Origin of the sequence: Corynebacterium sp. HMSC073D01 (assembly GCF_001815555.1) — a bacterium.
In the GTDB taxonomy this organism is placed as follows: Bacteria; Actinomycetota; Actinomycetes; order Mycobacteriales; family Mycobacteriaceae; genus Corynebacterium; species Corynebacterium glucuronolyticum.
On record NZ_KV821056.1, the window covers coordinates 1 to 16504 of the forward strand.

Here is a 16504-nt window from a genome sequence, read left to right on the forward strand (position 1 = left end):
CCGGTGAAGCATGGTGGGAAGACGGTGTCGGAGAACCTGATGGTGTTGTGTGACTACCACAACGGCATCAACGATGATGATCTGGATAAGCCGAAGCATGGTCACATGGTGCGAATCGATGGCCTGGAATACTGGCAGCCTGCCTTTGGTGGGCCGCTGAAGTTGAACATGAACCCGTGCGCCCAGGGTGGTGCCGTCCGGCTTGCCCGGATGCAACTCGGCATGCCCATCGACCCATCACCACCAGGGTAAGAAACCGCAGCTCAAATAGGGCCTTCGGGCCCCATTTGGCGTCCCCAAAATAAAAGCGCGAGGCCCTCCGTGCCTCATGGGGAATGCCCCCAGAGGGGGGCGACCGGTATGACAGCCTATTAATGGGTAACCTATGACCGTATCTTCCCGAAAATCGAAAGGTTCCCTATGTTGGATAGCTTCCGCAAGATGTGTGAAAAAACCACCATCCCCGTCATCCTGGCCGCCGGCTTCCCCATCGCCATCCTTGTCGAGCAGAACCAGGGCTTCCTCGACGAGGGAGGCACTTCCGTCGCAGTCGAGTGGGCGGTTCTGCTTGCCGTTGTTGTTTGGATGCTTTATCTTCAAAATGACTCGCGAGCGGTATTCATTTCCAAGCTCATCTTCCTCGCCTGCATGGTCGGCCTTGGGCTGACCGCAGACATGTGGGCGTGGATCCTCATGGTTCTCATCGGCTTCGTGGCGATGTACTCGGATGCCAAGCGCAGGCGGAACGTTCGCGCCTAGCGCCGCTTCTTCGTCCGCGCCGTCGGCGTCGCGGTGAGCGGATCCTCAGGCCAGGGGTGCTTGGGGTAGCGTCCGCGCATGTCGGCGCGGACGCCGGCGTACGGTCCCGCCCAGAAGCTCGCGAGGTCCCCCGTGCGCGCAAGCGACCGGCCGGCGGGGGAGAGGAGTTCAAAGATGATCGGTACGCCGAGGATCGTCGGTGTTTCCGTCAGTCCGAAGCATTCCTGTAGTTTGCAGGCGACTTCCGGCCCGTGTTCGGTGTAGTCGATCCGATGGTTGTTGTCGGCGGGGGACGTCCATGTCTCCGGTGGGATGGAATCGAACTTGTCCCACGGAACCTGCCCCATCAAAGCTTTATAATCGCCAGGCACAGGCTCCGGCCAGTCCGCAAATTCATGCGCAAATACCAGCCGCTCGTACAAATTGCGCGCCCGGGCGCTCATGTGCTTCGGCTTCGATGCCTCAAATCGGTGCAATTCCTCCGCCGTCGGCTGCACGGGCGTTTCCTTGACGACGATCGCGCCGACGTGCTCCACCAAGCGCGCCTGCAACTTTCCCTCGACAACCTGCGTCTTCCTCGTGACTTCTGTCTCGGGAGTATCCCCGAGCACCTCCGCGTGGTGGATGACATACCCCCGCGGCGACCGCGTCACATCCGTCGCCACAATCCACGTGCCACGGAGTGGCACGTCTTTCAGTTGCGCCCGGAACCCCGCCGCCGTCAGGTACGTGTCGCCCTGCCGCCGCGCAATCCACTCGGGCCGCATCGTCGCGGCTACAGTTCCCGGGTCGACCGGTTGCGAGCGGTGGGTGAGGCGGGCGAGGCGTCGCGGGTCGTCGTCGGTAAGCTTGGCCAACGTCTTCGCGGCACCGGACCCCAACTTCAGCAAGGTAGCGGCGGCCCGCGGATCCGTCGGAACGGTGGCAGCTTTCCGGCCCAGCTCGGTGATGGAACCGTCGACAAGCCCCAAAGAGCGGAGGGTGGCTAGGGCATCCGCGTACGCCTTCTCGGGGAACGGATCGAGCATCGGTAGATCATCAGAACCCCAGGCCAGCGCGGTCAAAACGGCCTCGGTGAGGTCCGCCGACGCAATCTCCGGCGTGGGGTACGGCCGCGTCAGATCCGCCTCCCGATAGCACCGAATCACCGTCCCCGATGCCTCACGCACCGCTCGTCCCGCCCTTTGGCTTGCCGACGATTGGGAGATCGTCTGTGTGACTAGTCCCGTCACTCCGCGCAATGCGTCTCGCTTGGGTTGGCGCTCCAGCCCCGTGTCGATGACGAGCGACACCCCCGGCACCGTCAACGACGACTCGGCGATGGGTGTCGCCACCACGGTCGCATCGCTGCGGGTCAGTGCCCGATCCTGCTCCTTCGCGCTGAGCCCGCCGTGCAGCGGCAGTGCCCCGGGAATCATATTTGTGAGGCGCTCCACGTCCCGAATCCGCGGGACGAAAATCAGTGCCCGTCCTTCGGCGAAGCTCGCCACATGGCGCAGATAGTCATCGGTGAGCTGGATCCGATCCGGGTGCGGCTTGTACACCGTGGTCAGCGGAAACATCGGCGCCTCGTAGCTCGCCACACCCGCGCCCATGAGTTCCGCGAAGCGCTGCGCGTCCGCCGTCGCACTCATCGCCACCACGTGCAGGTCCTCGCGCAACTGGCTGAGCTCAATCAGCATGCCCAGCAACACATCGGTGTCCACGTGCCGTTCGTGTACCTCATCGATGATGACCCCACCGATGCCGGGCAGCTCCGGGTCGCGCAGCAGCGCGTTGATGAGCACGCGCGGCGTGACGAACTCCACGTCGCGGCCGGCCTGCGAATCGCCTTTCACGCGGTGACCGACGGCGTGCGGATCCCCCGACAGGTGCCGCAACCGCCGGGCGGCAGCCCGTGCCGTGACGCGGCGCGGGCTGGTGACGATGACCTTTCCGGCCAGGATATTAGCCAAGGCCGGCGGGACGAGCGTCGTCTTACCCGTGCCGGGTGGCGCCTCCACCACGAGGAGACGGTTGTCCTCCAACGCAGAAGAAATCGCCGCGGGATCAATGGGGAGACCAACGGCGATTTCTTCAAGGTTAAACACGATGGACTAGTGTACGACCTCCTCCGTCCTTCGCGAAAGTGCTGGATTAACCGGTCGGCTCGCCAGCCAGCCGGTGGCCGCGCCGATGATCGGTACGGCGACAACCACGAGCCATGAATGTCCCCATGCCAGCATCCTCCACTCCAGGACGGTTCCGCCGATGGCGGCGAGCAGTGCGCCTGCGGTGGAAACCATGAGACCCTGGAAGGCGCCGAACCGGCGGACAAATCGCGGCGGTGCACCAAGCGAGACAAGTAGTTTGCGGTCCCGGAGCGTGTGCGATGCCGATAGGGCAACGAGCAGGACCACCATGAATACTGTGGATATGAGGGCGAAGCCCAAGAATGGCACGAGGAGGGGGAAGGAGAATCCACTTTCGGTAATCGTTTCCGTCGTTAGGCCATCATCCGATGAGTTGTTGACCACGAAGTCGCGATATTCCTTGGGTGTGAGATTCCCCTGCTTGCTGCCGACGGTTCCCTCGTAGGCGAGGGGCAGTCCCGCCTCGCGGGCGGTGTCCAGCGGGATGACGACCGTTCCAAAGAATCGTCTGTCCTCAAGGATGACGGCTGGTAGCGCCACCGAAGGTCCCGTTGGCGTGGAGACGTGGAGGGTGGTTTCACCTGTGCCGCTGCCGAATTGCACGGCCATGCCTGAAGATATGGCCTCTTTCGCCTCATCGGAGAACTGGAGAATGTCCGTGGCTTCTGGGGAAGCGACAAGGTAGTGCGAGCCCACCCTGTAGAAGAACCAGGTGCTTTCTCCGTCGATGGGTGCTGAGAACACCGAATAGAGGTCCGCGACCTTTTCCGGATTGGCACGGCTGATGAGTTCGTGTGCACCTACAGCTAGGGACTGGTCATTCGTCGTCGTGATGTCGGGATAAACCCGGACGATCTCCGATGGAGCGCCCAGCTCAAAAGTCATATTGTCCACGTTATGCTCCATGGAATTGCCAAAGATACTGAGCAGGATCAGTCCGGCGACTCCACCTGCGGCAAGACCTGAACGCGGGGTGATGGCAGTAGAAAGACGCGCGATGAATGGCAGCGGGAGACGGGTGAGCACGTACAGCATGAGTGGGCCGCTGAGGATCACTCCGATCACAATGGAGAAAAAGTAAAAGATGCCCGCGATAGCGCCAATGACACACAGTACTGGGCCGACAAACCACCACCAGCGCATTTTCACATGGGAGTCGTGCGCTTGTGGGTGAAGCAACTTTTCCGTGGAATCGAATCGAAGCGATTGTAGCCAGGCTGAGCACACCCCGGAGGCGATGACGAGAAGCGAGAACACAACCATCACGTCGAGCGGGAATCCGTACAGCCCGTGGCCTTCTTCAGCGTAAAGCCAGATTGCGACAACGGCGATAGCTAACACGGAGCCAATGAGGCATCCAAGGGCGGAGCAGATAAGACCCTGCCAGATAGCGATGCTTCGCAGCTGCCTGGGGTATGCGCCGTTAATGGCAGCGGTAGCCAGGGCATGTCGCAGCTGTTCCACGCCGATGCAGAACACAGGTGCGGTAAGCGCGACAGCCAGGACAAGCATGAGCATGATCCACGGGAACATGTCCGTGGACGTGCTGCCGTCCATCACCAGAAAGCGCTGCGCTGGAATGGGGGTTTCCCACCACACCTGGTCGCCTGTGAGTGGTGGCACGCTGCCTTTCAGCACCGCGGCACCCGCGCCTTTGACAATTCCGGTGACCGTAAGCGTCAGGTCCACCGCATCCCGGTCGAGGGCGGTGACGTGCAAGGTATCGCCCACGCCCACACCAGCAGCACGAGCGAAGTTCTTGTTGAGGAGGATGCCGCCAGGCGTGAGTTCGGCGGAGCCTTCCACTAGCGCCGGCGCAACCTCCTGCGATGTGAACGGCTCCAGCGGGTGTTCGTCCGTCGGGCCCATGCTGTTCAGTCTGGTTGCGACCAAGCCGGACGGCCCGCTTGCGATCATATCCGCGGTCTGCAGCGCGACGACCGTGTCTTTGTCCGGTTCAGAGATTCCGAAAACGTCGAAGTAGTCGCTGTTGGAGTTGGTCGCCATCGTCGCGCCGCCCATGATGATGAACAGTGGCAGGGCGAACATGAATAACGCTAAAACGAACCTCCCGGGGTGCGCCCGCAGGTCGCGCCAGGCCAGCGTAAACGTGAGTTTAGACATCGTGGATCATCCCATCGCGCAGGTAGATGGTTCGGTCGGCCCAGGCTGCGAACCGCGGTTCATGGGTGATGAGGAGCCCCGCCACGTCGCCGGTAATTCGCGACCGCAGGAGCTCCATCACCTGGTCGCCGGTGGCGGTGTCGAGCGCGCCGGTCGGTTCGTCGGCAAGCAGCAGCCGTCGTGGCCCCGCAAGCGCCCGCGCAATGGCTACGCGCTGGGCCTCACCACCGGAAATAAGCCCCGGGTAGGTGTCGGCGAGGTTGTCAATCCCCACGTCCACAAGCGCCTGCGAGGCAAGCTCCCGCGCAGACTTGTTCCCGTCGAAAGACAAAGGCAGCGCCACGTTTTCGAGCACCGTCAGGCTTGGAATCAGGTTGTAACTCTGGAAGACGAACCCCACATCCCGTCGCCGAATCGCCGCCCGCTCCGTCTCACTCAAACGCGAGGTTTCCCGCCCGTCAATAAAAACCTCCCCTGACGTCGGCCGATCGAGCAGTCCCGCAAGGTTCAGCAATGTCGATTTCCCGGACCCTGAAGGCCCCATAATCGCCACGAATTCGCCCGGCGAGACGCTCAGTGACACGTCCCGCAGCGCGACCACCGCCCGCGCCCCAGTCTCGTGCGTCTTATTAACATTTGTGAGCTTAAGCATGGGTTTCCTCCACATAGTCCAGGAAGCGAAGCTCCGCCTCGCACTCGAATATTCTCCGTTTGGCCACCAATTTCTCCACGGGCGTTGCGCCAGCAAGTCCCCTGGTCAGCGCCCGTAATTCCTCCATTACGTATGCTCGCTGTGTAAAAATGATGGTGTCTATCTCGTTCGGGTCCGCCAGCGCAATCTTGATGGTGAGCTCATCTCGTTCCGTTTTTGGCTTGTCGACGGGGGATTCCATCCACGTTGTTGCGGCTTCCTTCCCCGTTGCGGTCGCCTCGTAGGTGATGCTGAGGCGCCCGGATTCCAGGCGTTGTTTGCCGGCAGATTCGATGAGCCCGTCGCGCTCCAGGCGCCCGAGCGTTTGCGTGACCTGCCCGATGTTGAGCGGCCACGCGTTGTCCGTGCGCGCCTGAAACGTGCTTTGTACCTGGGATGCCGCCTGCGGGCCTTCCGTGAGGAGACTCAGTAGCGCGTTCGGAATAGACATAACTTCCTCCTTGATTACTGAGTAACTTACCGGGTAACCAAAGAGTGCGCAACCCCCGCGTGTCACCCCTGCTGTACAAGTATGTGTATGGCATATCCTTCGTGGGCTAACACCGACCAACTGCGCGACTACTACGACAACGAATGGGGCAGACCCGTCCGCACCGAGCAGGGCCTTTATGAGCGCATCTGCCTCGAGGCCTTCCAAGTGGGGCTGAGCTGGGCGCTCATCCTCGCCCGCCGCTCCGCCCTACAAGACGCCTTCGACGGCTTCGACCCGGACGTGGTCGCCCGCTACACTAATGCCGATGTCGAGCGCATCCTCGCCGCGCCCGGCGTGATCAAGAACAAGCAGAAGATCCGCGCGTGCATCACCAACGCCCGGGCGACCATCGATCTCCGGGAGGGCGAGGGCCTCCCGGACCTCATCTGGAGCTACCAGCCGCCTCATTCCCCCTGTGAATCAGCGCCCGAGGCGGCAGGGCTTGCCAAGGCGCTAAAGAAACGCGGCTTCACCTTCGTCGGCCCCACCACGTGCTTCGCGCTCATGGAGGCGTGCGGATTGGTGGATAATCGGATTCATGACTAAGAAGCTGGTTACCTTCGACGGAGTAGGCCCCACCAATTCCACCGCCATGATCGCCGGCATCCTCGATGTTCCCGCCAACCGGCGCGGGATGATCCTCATGGCGCACTGCTTCGGCTGCACGAAAAACGCGCCCCACCTCCACCGCCTGGCCAAAGAGCTTGTGCGGCTGGGCTACGGGGTGCTGCGCTTCGACTTCTATGGCCTCGGCGATACCCGTGGCGACTTCGCCGACAACACCTTCGACCTCGACGTGGCAAACGTCGTTGCGGCCAGCTCGTACCTCCGCAGCCTCGGCCTCGCGGAAACCGCCCGCATCGGCCATTCCCTCGGCGGCCTCGCCGTCCTTGCCGGTGCCGGCGTCCCCGTCGTCACCATCGGCACCCCCTCCCAGCCCGCGCACGTCCTCGGCCTTGTCGCCGCCGGTCACCAGGTCATTGGCGGAAAAGAGCTACACGTGGGCCCGGCCATGATCGCCTCCCTGCAGCGCGAGATTGCCGATCCCGGCGTACCTGTCCTATCCATCCACTCCGATACCGACGAGGTCGTCGCCTTCTCCGAGGCGCGCGCGCTGCGTTCACGTCTCGCCCACGCCACTCCCGTCGACCTGCACGGGGTGGATCACATGATCACGGACAGAAATCTGCCGAAAACCCTCGCGCAAACGATAACCACGTGGTTAGGCTAGATCTATGAAAACAGCTCTCGTAACAGGTGGATCATCAGGAATCGGCGCGGCCACAGCACGCGCGCTGGCCAAAGACGGCTGGCACGTCATCGTCGCGGCGCGTCGGAAGGATAAGCTGCAGGCGGTGGCCGAGGAGATCGGTGGGGAGGCGATCGCCCTCGATGTGACGGATGAGGATTCGGTTGCCCGCCTCGTTGAACAGATCGACAGTCTTGACCTGCTGGTCAACAACGCCGGCGGCGCCAAGGGCCTCGACTCGGTCGCAGATGCCGACATCGATGACTGGAAGTGGATGTACGAGACCAACGTCCTCGGCACCGTCCGCGTCACCAAGGCGCTGCTGCCCAAGCTTGCCAGCGGTGCCCAGATCGTCAATGTCGGCTCCATCGCCGGCATCACCCCCTACGTCGGCGGCGCAGGCTACAACGCCGCCAAGTTCGGCGTCGCAGCGCTGACTCGCGTCCTCCGCCTGGAGACCCTCGACCGCCCGCTGCGCGTCTGCGAAATCAACCCCGGCCGCGTGAAGACGGACTTCTCTCTCATCCGCTTCAAGGGCGACAAGGAGCGCGCCGACGCCGTCTACGCCGGCCACCAGAACCTCGTCGCCGAAGACATCGCCGAGGCTATCCGCTGGGTCGCCTCCCTGCCCGCCCACGTCAACATCGACCGGCTGGTGATCAAGCCCGCTGACCAGGGCTAGCCGGTGGAGGCTTTTATCCTCATCACCGCCTCGGCGATCATGCTCCCCGGGCCGGACACGATGCAGATCATCCGCATCGGCTCCGCGTCGAGAAAGCTCGGCGCGGTGTGCGGGCTCGGCACGACCATCGGCAACCTCATCTGGGGCGTCGCCAGCCTGCTGGGGCTGTCCGCCCTGGTGAAAACCTATCCCGTGGTCATGGACGTGCTGGCGCTTGCCGGCTCCGCCTACCTCCTGTACATGGTGTTCACCCTCGTCCGGGGATTGGTCGCCCAGCGCGGCATCAACCACACAACGCCGGCAACACGCGGCCTCGATTCACCCTCGACGGCCCTGCGCGCAGGTCTTTTCACCAACCTCTCCAACCCAAAGGCCCTCATCTTCTACGGCGCGCTGTTCAGCCAGTTCATCACCCCGGACATGAGCCTCGGCTTCGCCATCTTCATGCCCGCCTTCATGCTCGGCTTCGGCCTCATCTTCTACTGTGGTCTGGGGTATCTTGCCGGCGTGGCGGGGGAGAGGATTGCCCGCTACATGTTGGTGATCGATGTCCTCGCCGCCGTCATCTTCTCCCTTGTTGCAATCGGAATGATTGGCAATGTAGTGGGTCTGTGGCAACTTCTGTCAACTGCTTGAGGGGTACAACTCCTAGGTTAGAGTTATTTTTACCTACGAAAGGAGTTGAGTGTCTATGGGCGGCGCGATTACAGATATTGTTGAAGGCGCAGTGAATGAGGACTGGGGCCAGGTGACGGATGGCATTCTGGGGACAATTCTCAAGGCGCTGGGCCTTATCAGCAAGGACGATGGTGCCCTGAGTTCCTTTTGAGCTCTGAATAGGTGCCCTCATGCCCCCTTCGTGCCACATTGTTGGCATGATGGGGGCATGACCTTTGAAGTGGAAATCAGAGACGACTCCATCAAACTCGGCCAGTTCCTGAAGCTGGCGAACCTTGCCGAAACCGGTGGCGAGGCGAAAAATCTCATTGCTGAGGGGCAGATCCGCGTCAACGGCGAGGTAGACACGCGCCGGGGGAAAGTCCTGCGCGAGGGCGACGTCGTAACCGCCCCGGCCGGTGAGGCCGTGCTCGTCACCAACGTCGCAGACGATGACGATGCCGATTTTGACCCTTCGAAGTGGGAGAACCTCTAATGCCCGTACTGACCATGCCGGAGGGCGTCCCCAGCGGCCTGACCCTCTACACCACCGACAAGGACGCAACCGCAGCTTTCTTCTCCCGGGTCATGGGATACGGCCTCGACGAGCGGGAGGAGGGCACCTTCCTCACCCTCGAGTCCATCCCGATCGCCACCCTCGTTCCCGCCGATTTCGACGTGTGGTCTGTGGGCTTCACCGTGGACAACGCACAGGACGCCCACGAGCAGATCGAGCGCGAGGGCGGCACGGTGCTTTCCGATTCGCAGTGCCTGGACCCGGCGGGCGTGCCGTTTTCCGTGGTCACGGGCGAGCACTTTTTCGCCGTCGGTGAGCCGGGCACCCCGGTCTGGTTCGAATACGCCGGCCCCACCCCGGAGATTGACTTCTTTGCCGCGCTTTTCGGCTGGGTCATCGACGGTCCGAATGAGGTCATCCGCGTCGCCTACAAAGAAGGCGGCGCCATCGGCTGGTTCTGGGAGATCCCCTCGGAGCCGGCGAACAACTGGGTCGTCTACTTCGGTGTGGAGAACCTGCAGGATACGCTTGCCAAGGTCGACGCGGACCTCGTCCTCCAGGAGCCGCAGGAATCCTTCCTCGGCCCCACGGCGGTCGTGCGCACCCCTGCAGGCCTGACCGTCTGCCTCGCGCAGGTTCCCTACGCGGATATCGAGGAGGAGAATATCCGCGAGTCCGACGACGTGTTCGGCGGCGACGAAAGCTAGTCGACGAACCCCTCTCCCGGCCGCCACGTCTTCGTCACTGCAATGTTCGTGGCGGCGTTGTTGGTCTCCACGTCGGCGACGCGGACATAGTCCATGACGACCTGCTCGCGGCTCAGGTGCGCAATGCAGTAGCCGTGGGCGTCGAAGTCGAGGTGCTTGACCCACGGGTTCGCGCCGGTGAGCACGTCTTCGACGAGGAGACTCGTGGAGTTGTTCTCAGGGTGGTAGCTGCCGAGGTAGCTGGTGAGGATCTCGTCGACGTTCGGTGCGGAGATGGAGGTGCACACCATCTCGGCGCCGATCTCCTTGTCGTTCCAGATGACGGAGTTTGCCCACTCGGAGTGGATGTCGCCGGTGACGACGAAGGTGTTGGCGGACGTGTGGGAGAGGAGTTCGAGCAGCCGGTCGCGGTCGGCGGCGTAGCCGTCCCACTGATCGGAGTTGACGGCCATGCCGGTGGTGCGCTGGTCGACGAAGTTCAGCGCGGCGTTGGCGGCGGGGTCGCCTTCGACGGTGAGGATCTTCATGGGGCTGAGCATGACGGAGTTGCCGAGCACGTTCCACGCGGCGGTGGAGGTCTCCAGCACGTTCTTGAGCCAGTTGAACTGTTCGCTGCCGAGCATCGTGCGCTCGGGGTTGGCGAAGTTGGCAGCGTCGGTCTCGGCGTCGCGGTAGCTGCGCAGGTCCATCATGGTCAGTTCCATGAGGTCGCCGTATTGGAAGCTGCGGTAGATGTGCCGTTCGGGGCTGTCCATGGTGACGCGGACGGGCAGCCATTCGAAGTAGGCCTGTTGTGCGTTGTCGCGCCGGGTGGTCCACTTGCCTTCAGCAGGGTCGTCGGTGTGGTTTTCCGCGCCGGCGCTCCACGAGTTGTTGGCTGTCTCGTGGTCGTCCCAGGTCACAACCCACGGTGTGGAGGCGTGGGCGGCCTGCAGGAAGGGGTCGGTGCGGTAGGTGCCGTAGCGGATGCGGTAGTCCTCGAGCGTGGTGATTTCCCATTGCGGGTGGTGGACGCGGCTGATCCCGGACTTGCCGGCGTATTCGCCGGTGGCGTATTCGTAGATGTAGTCGCCGAGGAAGACGACGAGGTCGAGCTCCCCGTTGTAGCCGCGTTGCGCCATGTCGCGGTAGGCGGAGAAGTAGCCGCATTCCCAGTTCGCGCAGGAGGCGGTGGCGAAGGTGATCTCCTCGGGGGAGGAGTCGTAGGCGGGGGCGGTTTTGGTGCGGCCAATCGGGGACGTTGCCCCGCGGTGGTCGCCGTCGAGGACGATGAAGCGGTAGTAGTAAATCGTCTCGGGGCGCAGCCCCTTCACGTCGATGTGGACGGTGTGGTCGTGCTCGGCGGTGGCGATGGCGGTGCCGGTGCCGATGGTGTAGGTGAAGGCGGTGTCCGTGGCGATGTCCCAGCGTACGGTCACGTCGGGGCCGAGGCCGGAGCCGGGGAGGCTGTCGCGGTCGGGGGTGACGCGGGTCCACAGGATGATGGAGTCGGGCAGCGGGTCGCCGCTGGCGACGGAGTGGAGGAAGGGCAGTCCGGCGCGCGAGGCTTGGTTGTAGAGGTCTAGCGGGGCGATGGACTGTTCGGAGGGGCCGTGTTGTGCGACGGCGGTGGAGGCAACGGCGGTGCCTGCGGTGATAAGCGCGGAGTACGCCATGAAGCGGCGGCGCGACAGAGTATTTTCGCTCGACATATTTTTTGACCCTAGGACCTCCCGCGCGCGTCTCCCCGCTCGTTAGCCAAAAATTCACCTGGGTTTCATGTAGCGGGGGGAGCGCCTGGTGTTTTATACGGCGTTTAACGGGGGTAGTGGAACGTAAAGTTCACTGGCTGGTCACACGGGGGTCATGGTCTGGCCATGTACTGTTCCTAGGCTGTATGCGAACTGTGAAACGTATTAAAAAAGGTGTGCTGTGTCTATTTTTCGTCTGGTTTCTGCATCGGTCGCCGCCGTCTCTTTGGCGTTGACCGGCACGTATGTCCTCGCGCAGCCGGAGGGTTCCGAGCCCACGCCTGCCACCCGCGTCGGCACCGGCCCGCAGACCTCGGTGGTTCTCCAGCCGGGCGCGAACGGCTCCGAGGTGATCATCAACTGGCAGACTGTGGGGTCGGCCCCCGAAAAGGTCAAGGTCACTGGCCCCACCACCATGCTTGTCGACGCTTCCATCCCGGCCAATGCGCAGATCCTCACCCAGCCCCGCACCGCCACGGTGACCGGGCTGGAGCCCGGCACGCAGTACACGTACCAGGTCGGATCCGACGAGACGGGCTGGAGCGACGAGTACTCGTTCACCACCGACGACGGCGATGGGAACTGGAACTTCCTCGTCTTCGGTGACCCGCAGATCGGCACCAACCTGGAGCTGGAGAGGACGCAGAAAAACTGGCTGGCCACCGTCGATTCCGCCACCGCCGATGTGCCCGATGCTTCCCTTCTTGTTTCCGTCGGCGATCAGGTCGAGGGGTGGGGATCTCCGCTGGACCAGCACCGCCTGCTTCTCGAGGCGCCGCAGGTGACCGGGCTGCCCCTGTCCACCATCCCCGGTAACCACGAGACGTACTCCGGCGCGATGGAGTTTTACAAGTCCTTCTTCAGCCACCCGAACCAGGAAGAGGACATCCAGGACTACTACTACGAGAAGAACAACGTCCTGTTTATCGGCCTCGATACGAACAACACGAACTGGCCGCGCCACGAGGACTTCCTCCGCGAGACGATCGGTGCGCACGGCGATGCCAACGACTGGATCGTCGTCATGCTGCACCACGCGCCGTTCTCCCAGGGTTCGCACGTGAGCGACAACGATGTCACGGGTGTCCGCACGGTCCTAGCCCCCGTGTTCTCCGAGCTTGGCGTCGATGCCGTCCTCTCCGGCCACGATCACATCTACACGCGCTCCCACCTCATGGAGGGCGATAAGCCGGTGCTTTCTGCTACTCCTCCGCGTCGCGGTGACCGCCTTGAGCCCACCGATAACCAGGTCCTCTACATCACCTCCACCTCGACAGGTGCGGGCAAGTACTACGATTACCACGATAAAAACGGTGCCTCCGTTCCGAACGCCCGCATGGAGCACGTCGATGTTTTCAACCACCCGGCCTACGACTGGACCGCCTACTGGCGTCAGGACTACGACCCGGATTACCTGAAGGTGCAGGTCACCCCGCAGGAGCTGACGTTCACCACGTACGATGCGGATCAGCCCTACGTCATCGACAAGGTGACCATCGTCAACAACGATGCCCCCAAGCCGGACAAGACCACCTCCACCCCGGCCACGACGAGCACCAACACCAAGACATCGACGACCACCAACACGTCGACAAGCACGACAACCCGCACCGAAGAACCGCAGGCCGTGGGATCCTCCGAGGGTGCCGCGATCGCCTCCATCGTCATCAGCGCCCTCGGCATCATCGGTGCCCTGCTCGGTGCCGCCATCAACCAGTATCTAGGAAGGTAAAACAGCATGTCATTGCGCACGATTGCGGCCGCGGGCCTGACCCTCAGTCTCCTTGTCACCACCCCGGCGTACGCCGAGACGACAGACCTCTTCCTCGGCGTTGGATCCGACGAAACCAGCGCCAACCTGAACTGGTACATGCCTTCCAAGCAGCAGCAAAAGGTGCAGGTCAAAGACGCTGCGGGAAAGGTGACCACCGTCGACCCCAGCGAAGTTACCCTGACGAGTACGAACGCCGAATACGCCGCTAAGGCGACGCTCACGGGGCTCGCGCCGGGTTACTCCTACCGCGTGGGTTCCGACGAGGACGGGTGGACACCGTGGTACGACCTCACCGTGCGCCCCCAAACCGACAGCTGGAACTTCCTCTTCTACGGCGACCCCCAGATCGGCGCGGGCAACCTCGCCACGGACGCCGAGGGCTGGAAGAAAACGCTCGCCACCTCCACCGCCGCGCACCCCGACACGGCCTTCCTCGTCACCGCGGGTGACCAGGTCAACTACGCCCTCGCCCAGGACCAATACGAGGCCTTCTTCGCCCCTGACCAGCTGCGCACCTACCGCCTGGCGGTACAAAGCGGCAACCACGACAACGACATTGTCGCCTTTGCCCGCCACTTCAACCTGCCCAACGCCAGCGGCTACAACTACTACTACGAATACAACAATGCGCTGATCGTCGCGCTGGATTCCAACAGCATCGATTACAACGGGATGGCGAACTTCCTGCGCACGGCCGTGGCCAACGCCGGCGGTGGCAAGGACTGGATCATCGTCACCTTCCACCACCCGCCCTACGCCCACAGCTGGCACGCCTTCGAGGCGAAGCCGAAGGAACTCGCCCAAAACCTCGGCCCCGTCCTCAGCGACCTCGGCGTGGACCTCGTCCTCAACGGCCACGAGCACATGCACACCCGCTCCCACCTGATGAGCGGTACGACGGCGCGCCCCACCGATTCCACCAATCTCACCCCGCGCGGCAACGAGGTCCTGTACTACACGGCCAACAGCTCCTCCGGCTCCAAGTTCTACGACTTCGCCTCCTCCGGCACCGCTCGCCACCCGGGCATGACCTTCGAGCAGTCCGTTGCTGAGGGCCTCGTCCGCCCCGAGGTTGCCTACTGGAACCAGGACGGCACGCCGGATTACACCAACGTCGAGGTCACGCCCACGAAGCTCACGCTGACCACCTACAACGTTGACGACGGCTCCGTCGTCGACACGGTCACCCTGAACAAGACCGTGCTTCCGCCACTGCCGGAAAACCCGGGTTCGATGACCGAGCTTCCCGAGGACCCGGCCCCCACGCCTCCGGTGGACCACGAGACCAAGGTGGAAACGGAAACCGTCGTGAAGACGGAAACCAAGGTCGAGACGGAAAACGAAACGGTCATCAAGACGGAGACCATCACCCCCGACGCCGAGCAGACACCTCTGCAGCTGGCGGCGATCATCACCCCGATCATCTCGATCCTCGCCATCCTCGGGTCGGTGGCGTGGACGCAGCGCGACCAGATTATTCACCTGTTAGGTCTGTAAAATTCACCTGCTAGAAAGCGTGGAATTCTACGCTTGGTTCGTCCCCATTTTCCACCCCAAAAAGGCTGTACACCATGCGTTTTCTCGCACTAGCCACCACCGTTGCAACGACCGCGGCACTCGTCACCGCCCCGGCTTACGCCGCCGATAAGGGCATCGACGACGTGTTCCTCGGCATCGGCACCACGAACACTTCCGCTAACATTTCCTGGACCTCCACCACACCCGCGACCGACCAGGTCGTTGAGGTGAAGGACGGCGAGACCGTCGCCGCGAAGACCGATACCACCGCCTTTAACGGCATGTACGGTGTCGATGCCGAGCTGACCGGCCTCACCCCGGGCAAGGCCTACTCCTACCGGGTCGGCTCCGACACCGCCGGCTGGTCCGACTGGTACACGTTCACCCCCGAGGCGGAGAGCACCAACTGGAACTTCCTCTTCTACGGCGATCCACAGATCGGCGCTTCCAAGAGGAAGAAGGACGATCCGGCCCTGTGGAAGCACACGGTGGACACGACGGTGAAGAATAACCCCGGCACCGATTTCCTCCTCACCGCCGGCGACCAGGTCAACGCCGACCGCTCCGCCACCGAGGAGCAGAAGGAGGCGGAGTACGACGCCTTCTTTGCCCCCGCTGCGATGCGCCAGCTGCGCACCGCGGTGCAGGACGGCAACCACGACAAGCGCTCCCTCGACGCCTTCCACACCCACTACAACCTCCCCAACGCGGAGGATCAGAACTACTACTTCACCTACAACAACGCCCTCGTCATCTCCCTCGATACGAACATTGAGGACACGGCGCTGCACACCGAGTTCATCAAGAAGGCCATCGCCGCTCACCCCAACACGGACTGGGTCATCGCCACCTTCCACCAGCCCCCGTACGCCCAGAGCTACCACGCCTACGAGGACAAGACCACGTGGCTGCGCGACGAGCTCACCCCCGTCCTCTCCGAAAACGGTGTTGATCTCGTGCTGTCCGGCCACGAGCACATCTACGGCCGCTCCCACCTGATGAAGGGAAACACCCCGGTCAAGCAGGATAAGCAGGCGGCTCCCGGCGACACGTTCACCCCCGCCGACGGTGAGGTCCTCTACATCACCGCCAACTCCGCCACCGGTTCCAAGTTCTACGATTTCTCCACCGCGATCGATGAGCAGCACCCGAATCTCACGTTCGAGGATTCCGTGGCCAAGAACATGCTCGGCCACGGCACCGCCTACTGGAACCAGGATTACACGCCGGACTACACCGACGTGCAGGTGACCCCCACCTCCCTCAAGGTCATCACCCGCAACGTCGATGACAATTCGGTTGTCGATGAGGTCACGCTCAACAAGGCCTCCACGGGGCTTTCCGACGCCGAGCTCGCCGCGGCCATCGTCGTCCCGCTCCTCGCCGTTCTCGCTGGATTGGGTGCGCTCATCGCTCAGTTCATCGAGCCGATCCGTGCGCAACTGCGCGCCTGGGGTCTCCCAGTCTAGGT

Annotated in this window: 16 protein-coding genes and 1 pseudogene; 12 read left to right on the forward strand and 5 right to left on the reverse strand. The window is 62.9% G+C overall.

Features of this window, described 5'->3' with window-relative positions; all coding sequences use genetic code 11:
- Window positions 1-252, forward strand: a pseudogene (locus HMPREF3044_RS07855) (HNH endonuclease); the annotation flags it as partial.
- Between the two features lie 168 nt (window positions 253-420).
- Window positions 421-759 (forward strand): hypothetical protein, encoded by a 339-nt coding sequence (locus HMPREF3044_RS07860; RefSeq protein WP_005391078.1) that lies wholly within the window; start codon window positions 421-423, stop codon window positions 757-759.
- On the opposite strand, the gene HMPREF3044_RS07865 is transcribed toward HMPREF3044_RS07860, so the two are convergent.
- Genes HMPREF3044_RS07865 through HMPREF3044_RS07880 form a run of 4 tightly spaced genes read right to left on the reverse strand, consistent with a single transcriptional unit; the run spans window position 756 to window position 6157 of the window.
- Window positions 756-2849, reverse strand: coding sequence for an ATP-dependent helicase C-terminal domain-containing protein (locus tag HMPREF3044_RS07865; RefSeq protein WP_070740613.1), 2094 nt, complete (start codon window positions 2847-2849; stop codon window positions 756-758). The genes HMPREF3044_RS07860 and HMPREF3044_RS07865 overlap by 4 nt on opposite strands.
- 6 nt (window positions 2850-2855) lie before the next feature.
- The gene (locus tag HMPREF3044_RS07870; RefSeq protein ID WP_070740616.1) at window positions 2856-5015 is read right to left on the reverse strand and encodes an FtsX-like permease family protein; all 2160 of its coding nucleotides are present in this window, start codon (window positions 5013-5015) and stop codon (window positions 2856-2858) included.
- Window positions 5008-5667, reverse strand: coding sequence for an ABC transporter ATP-binding protein (locus HMPREF3044_RS07875; RefSeq protein WP_005392804.1), 660 nt, complete (start codon window positions 5665-5667; stop codon window positions 5008-5010). Before HMPREF3044_RS07875 ends, HMPREF3044_RS07870 begins: the two co-directional genes overlap by 8 nt.
- Window positions 5660-6157 (reverse strand): PadR family transcriptional regulator, encoded by a 498-nt coding sequence (locus tag HMPREF3044_RS07880; RefSeq protein WP_070740619.1) that lies wholly within the window; start codon window positions 6155-6157, stop codon window positions 5660-5662. The genes HMPREF3044_RS07875 and HMPREF3044_RS07880 overlap by 8 nt, the downstream gene beginning before the upstream one ends.
- 87 nt (window positions 6158-6244) lie before the next feature.
- Between HMPREF3044_RS07880 and HMPREF3044_RS07885 the strand changes: the two genes are divergently transcribed.
- Genes HMPREF3044_RS07885 through HMPREF3044_RS07910 form a run of 7 tightly spaced genes read left to right on the forward strand, consistent with a single transcriptional unit; the run spans window position 6245 to window position 10011 of the window.
- On the forward strand, window positions 6245-6745 hold the full coding sequence (locus HMPREF3044_RS07885) for a DNA-3-methyladenine glycosylase I (protein WP_070740622.1): 501 nt from the start codon (window positions 6245-6247) through the stop codon (window positions 6743-6745).
- Window positions 6738-7430: an alpha/beta hydrolase family protein gene (locus tag HMPREF3044_RS07890; protein WP_070740626.1), complete on the forward strand. Its 693-nt coding sequence runs from the start codon at window positions 6738-6740 to the stop codon at window positions 7428-7430. The genes HMPREF3044_RS07885 and HMPREF3044_RS07890 overlap by 8 nt, the downstream gene beginning before the upstream one ends.
- A gap of 4 nt (window positions 7431-7434) precedes the next feature.
- A complete protein-coding gene (locus HMPREF3044_RS07895; protein ID WP_070740630.1) occupies window positions 7435-8130 on the forward strand; it encodes an SDR family NAD(P)-dependent oxidoreductase in 696 nt (231 codons plus the stop codon).
- Between the two features lie 3 nt (window positions 8131-8133).
- Window positions 8134-8766, forward strand: coding sequence for a LysE family translocator (locus HMPREF3044_RS07900; protein WP_070740633.1), 633 nt, complete (start codon window positions 8134-8136; stop codon window positions 8764-8766).
- A gap of 55 nt (window positions 8767-8821) precedes the next feature.
- Window positions 8822-8959, forward strand: a complete 138-nt coding sequence (locus tag HMPREF3044_RS12940; RefSeq protein ID WP_005392796.1) for a beta-class phenol-soluble modulin — start codon at window positions 8822-8824, stop codon at window positions 8957-8959.
- Window positions 8960-9016: 57 nt separating this feature from the next.
- Window positions 9017-9283, forward strand: a complete 267-nt coding sequence (locus HMPREF3044_RS07905) for an RNA-binding S4 domain-containing protein (RefSeq protein ID WP_005392794.1) — start codon at window positions 9017-9019, stop codon at window positions 9281-9283.
- Window positions 9283-10011 carry a VOC family protein gene (locus HMPREF3044_RS07910; RefSeq protein WP_070740636.1) on the forward strand — a complete coding sequence of 243 codons (729 nt, stop codon included), beginning with the start codon at window positions 9283-9285 and terminating at the stop codon, window positions 10009-10011. Before HMPREF3044_RS07905 ends, HMPREF3044_RS07910 begins: the two co-directional genes overlap by 1 nt.
- On the opposite strand, the gene HMPREF3044_RS07915 is transcribed toward HMPREF3044_RS07910, so the two are convergent.
- Complete coding sequence (locus HMPREF3044_RS07915; protein ID WP_070740695.1) at window positions 10008-11666, reverse strand: alkaline phosphatase D family protein; 1659 nt, start codon at window positions 11664-11666, stop codon at window positions 10008-10010. The two genes, HMPREF3044_RS07910 and HMPREF3044_RS07915, sit on opposite strands and share 4 nt — an antisense overlap.
- Window positions 11667-11922: 256 nt before the next feature.
- On the opposite strand from HMPREF3044_RS07915, the gene HMPREF3044_RS07920 reads away from it, so the two are divergent.
- The 3 genes from HMPREF3044_RS07920 (at window position 11923) to HMPREF3044_RS07930 (ending at window position 16502) form a co-directional block, all read left to right on the forward strand.
- A complete protein-coding gene (locus HMPREF3044_RS07920; protein WP_236589168.1) occupies window positions 11923-13473 on the forward strand; it encodes a purple acid phosphatase family protein in 1551 nt (516 codons plus the stop codon).
- A 6-nt stretch (window positions 13474-13479) separates the two neighbouring features.
- Entirely contained in the window at window positions 13480-15012 is a 1533-nt protein-coding gene (locus HMPREF3044_RS07925) for a metallophosphoesterase (protein ID WP_070740639.1), read from the forward strand.
- Window positions 15013-15086: 74 nt separating this feature from the next.
- Complete coding sequence (locus tag HMPREF3044_RS07930; RefSeq protein WP_070740641.1) at window positions 15087-16502, forward strand: purple acid phosphatase family protein; 1416 nt, start codon at window positions 15087-15089, stop codon at window positions 16500-16502.
- Window positions 16503-16504: the final 2 nt, after the last annotated feature.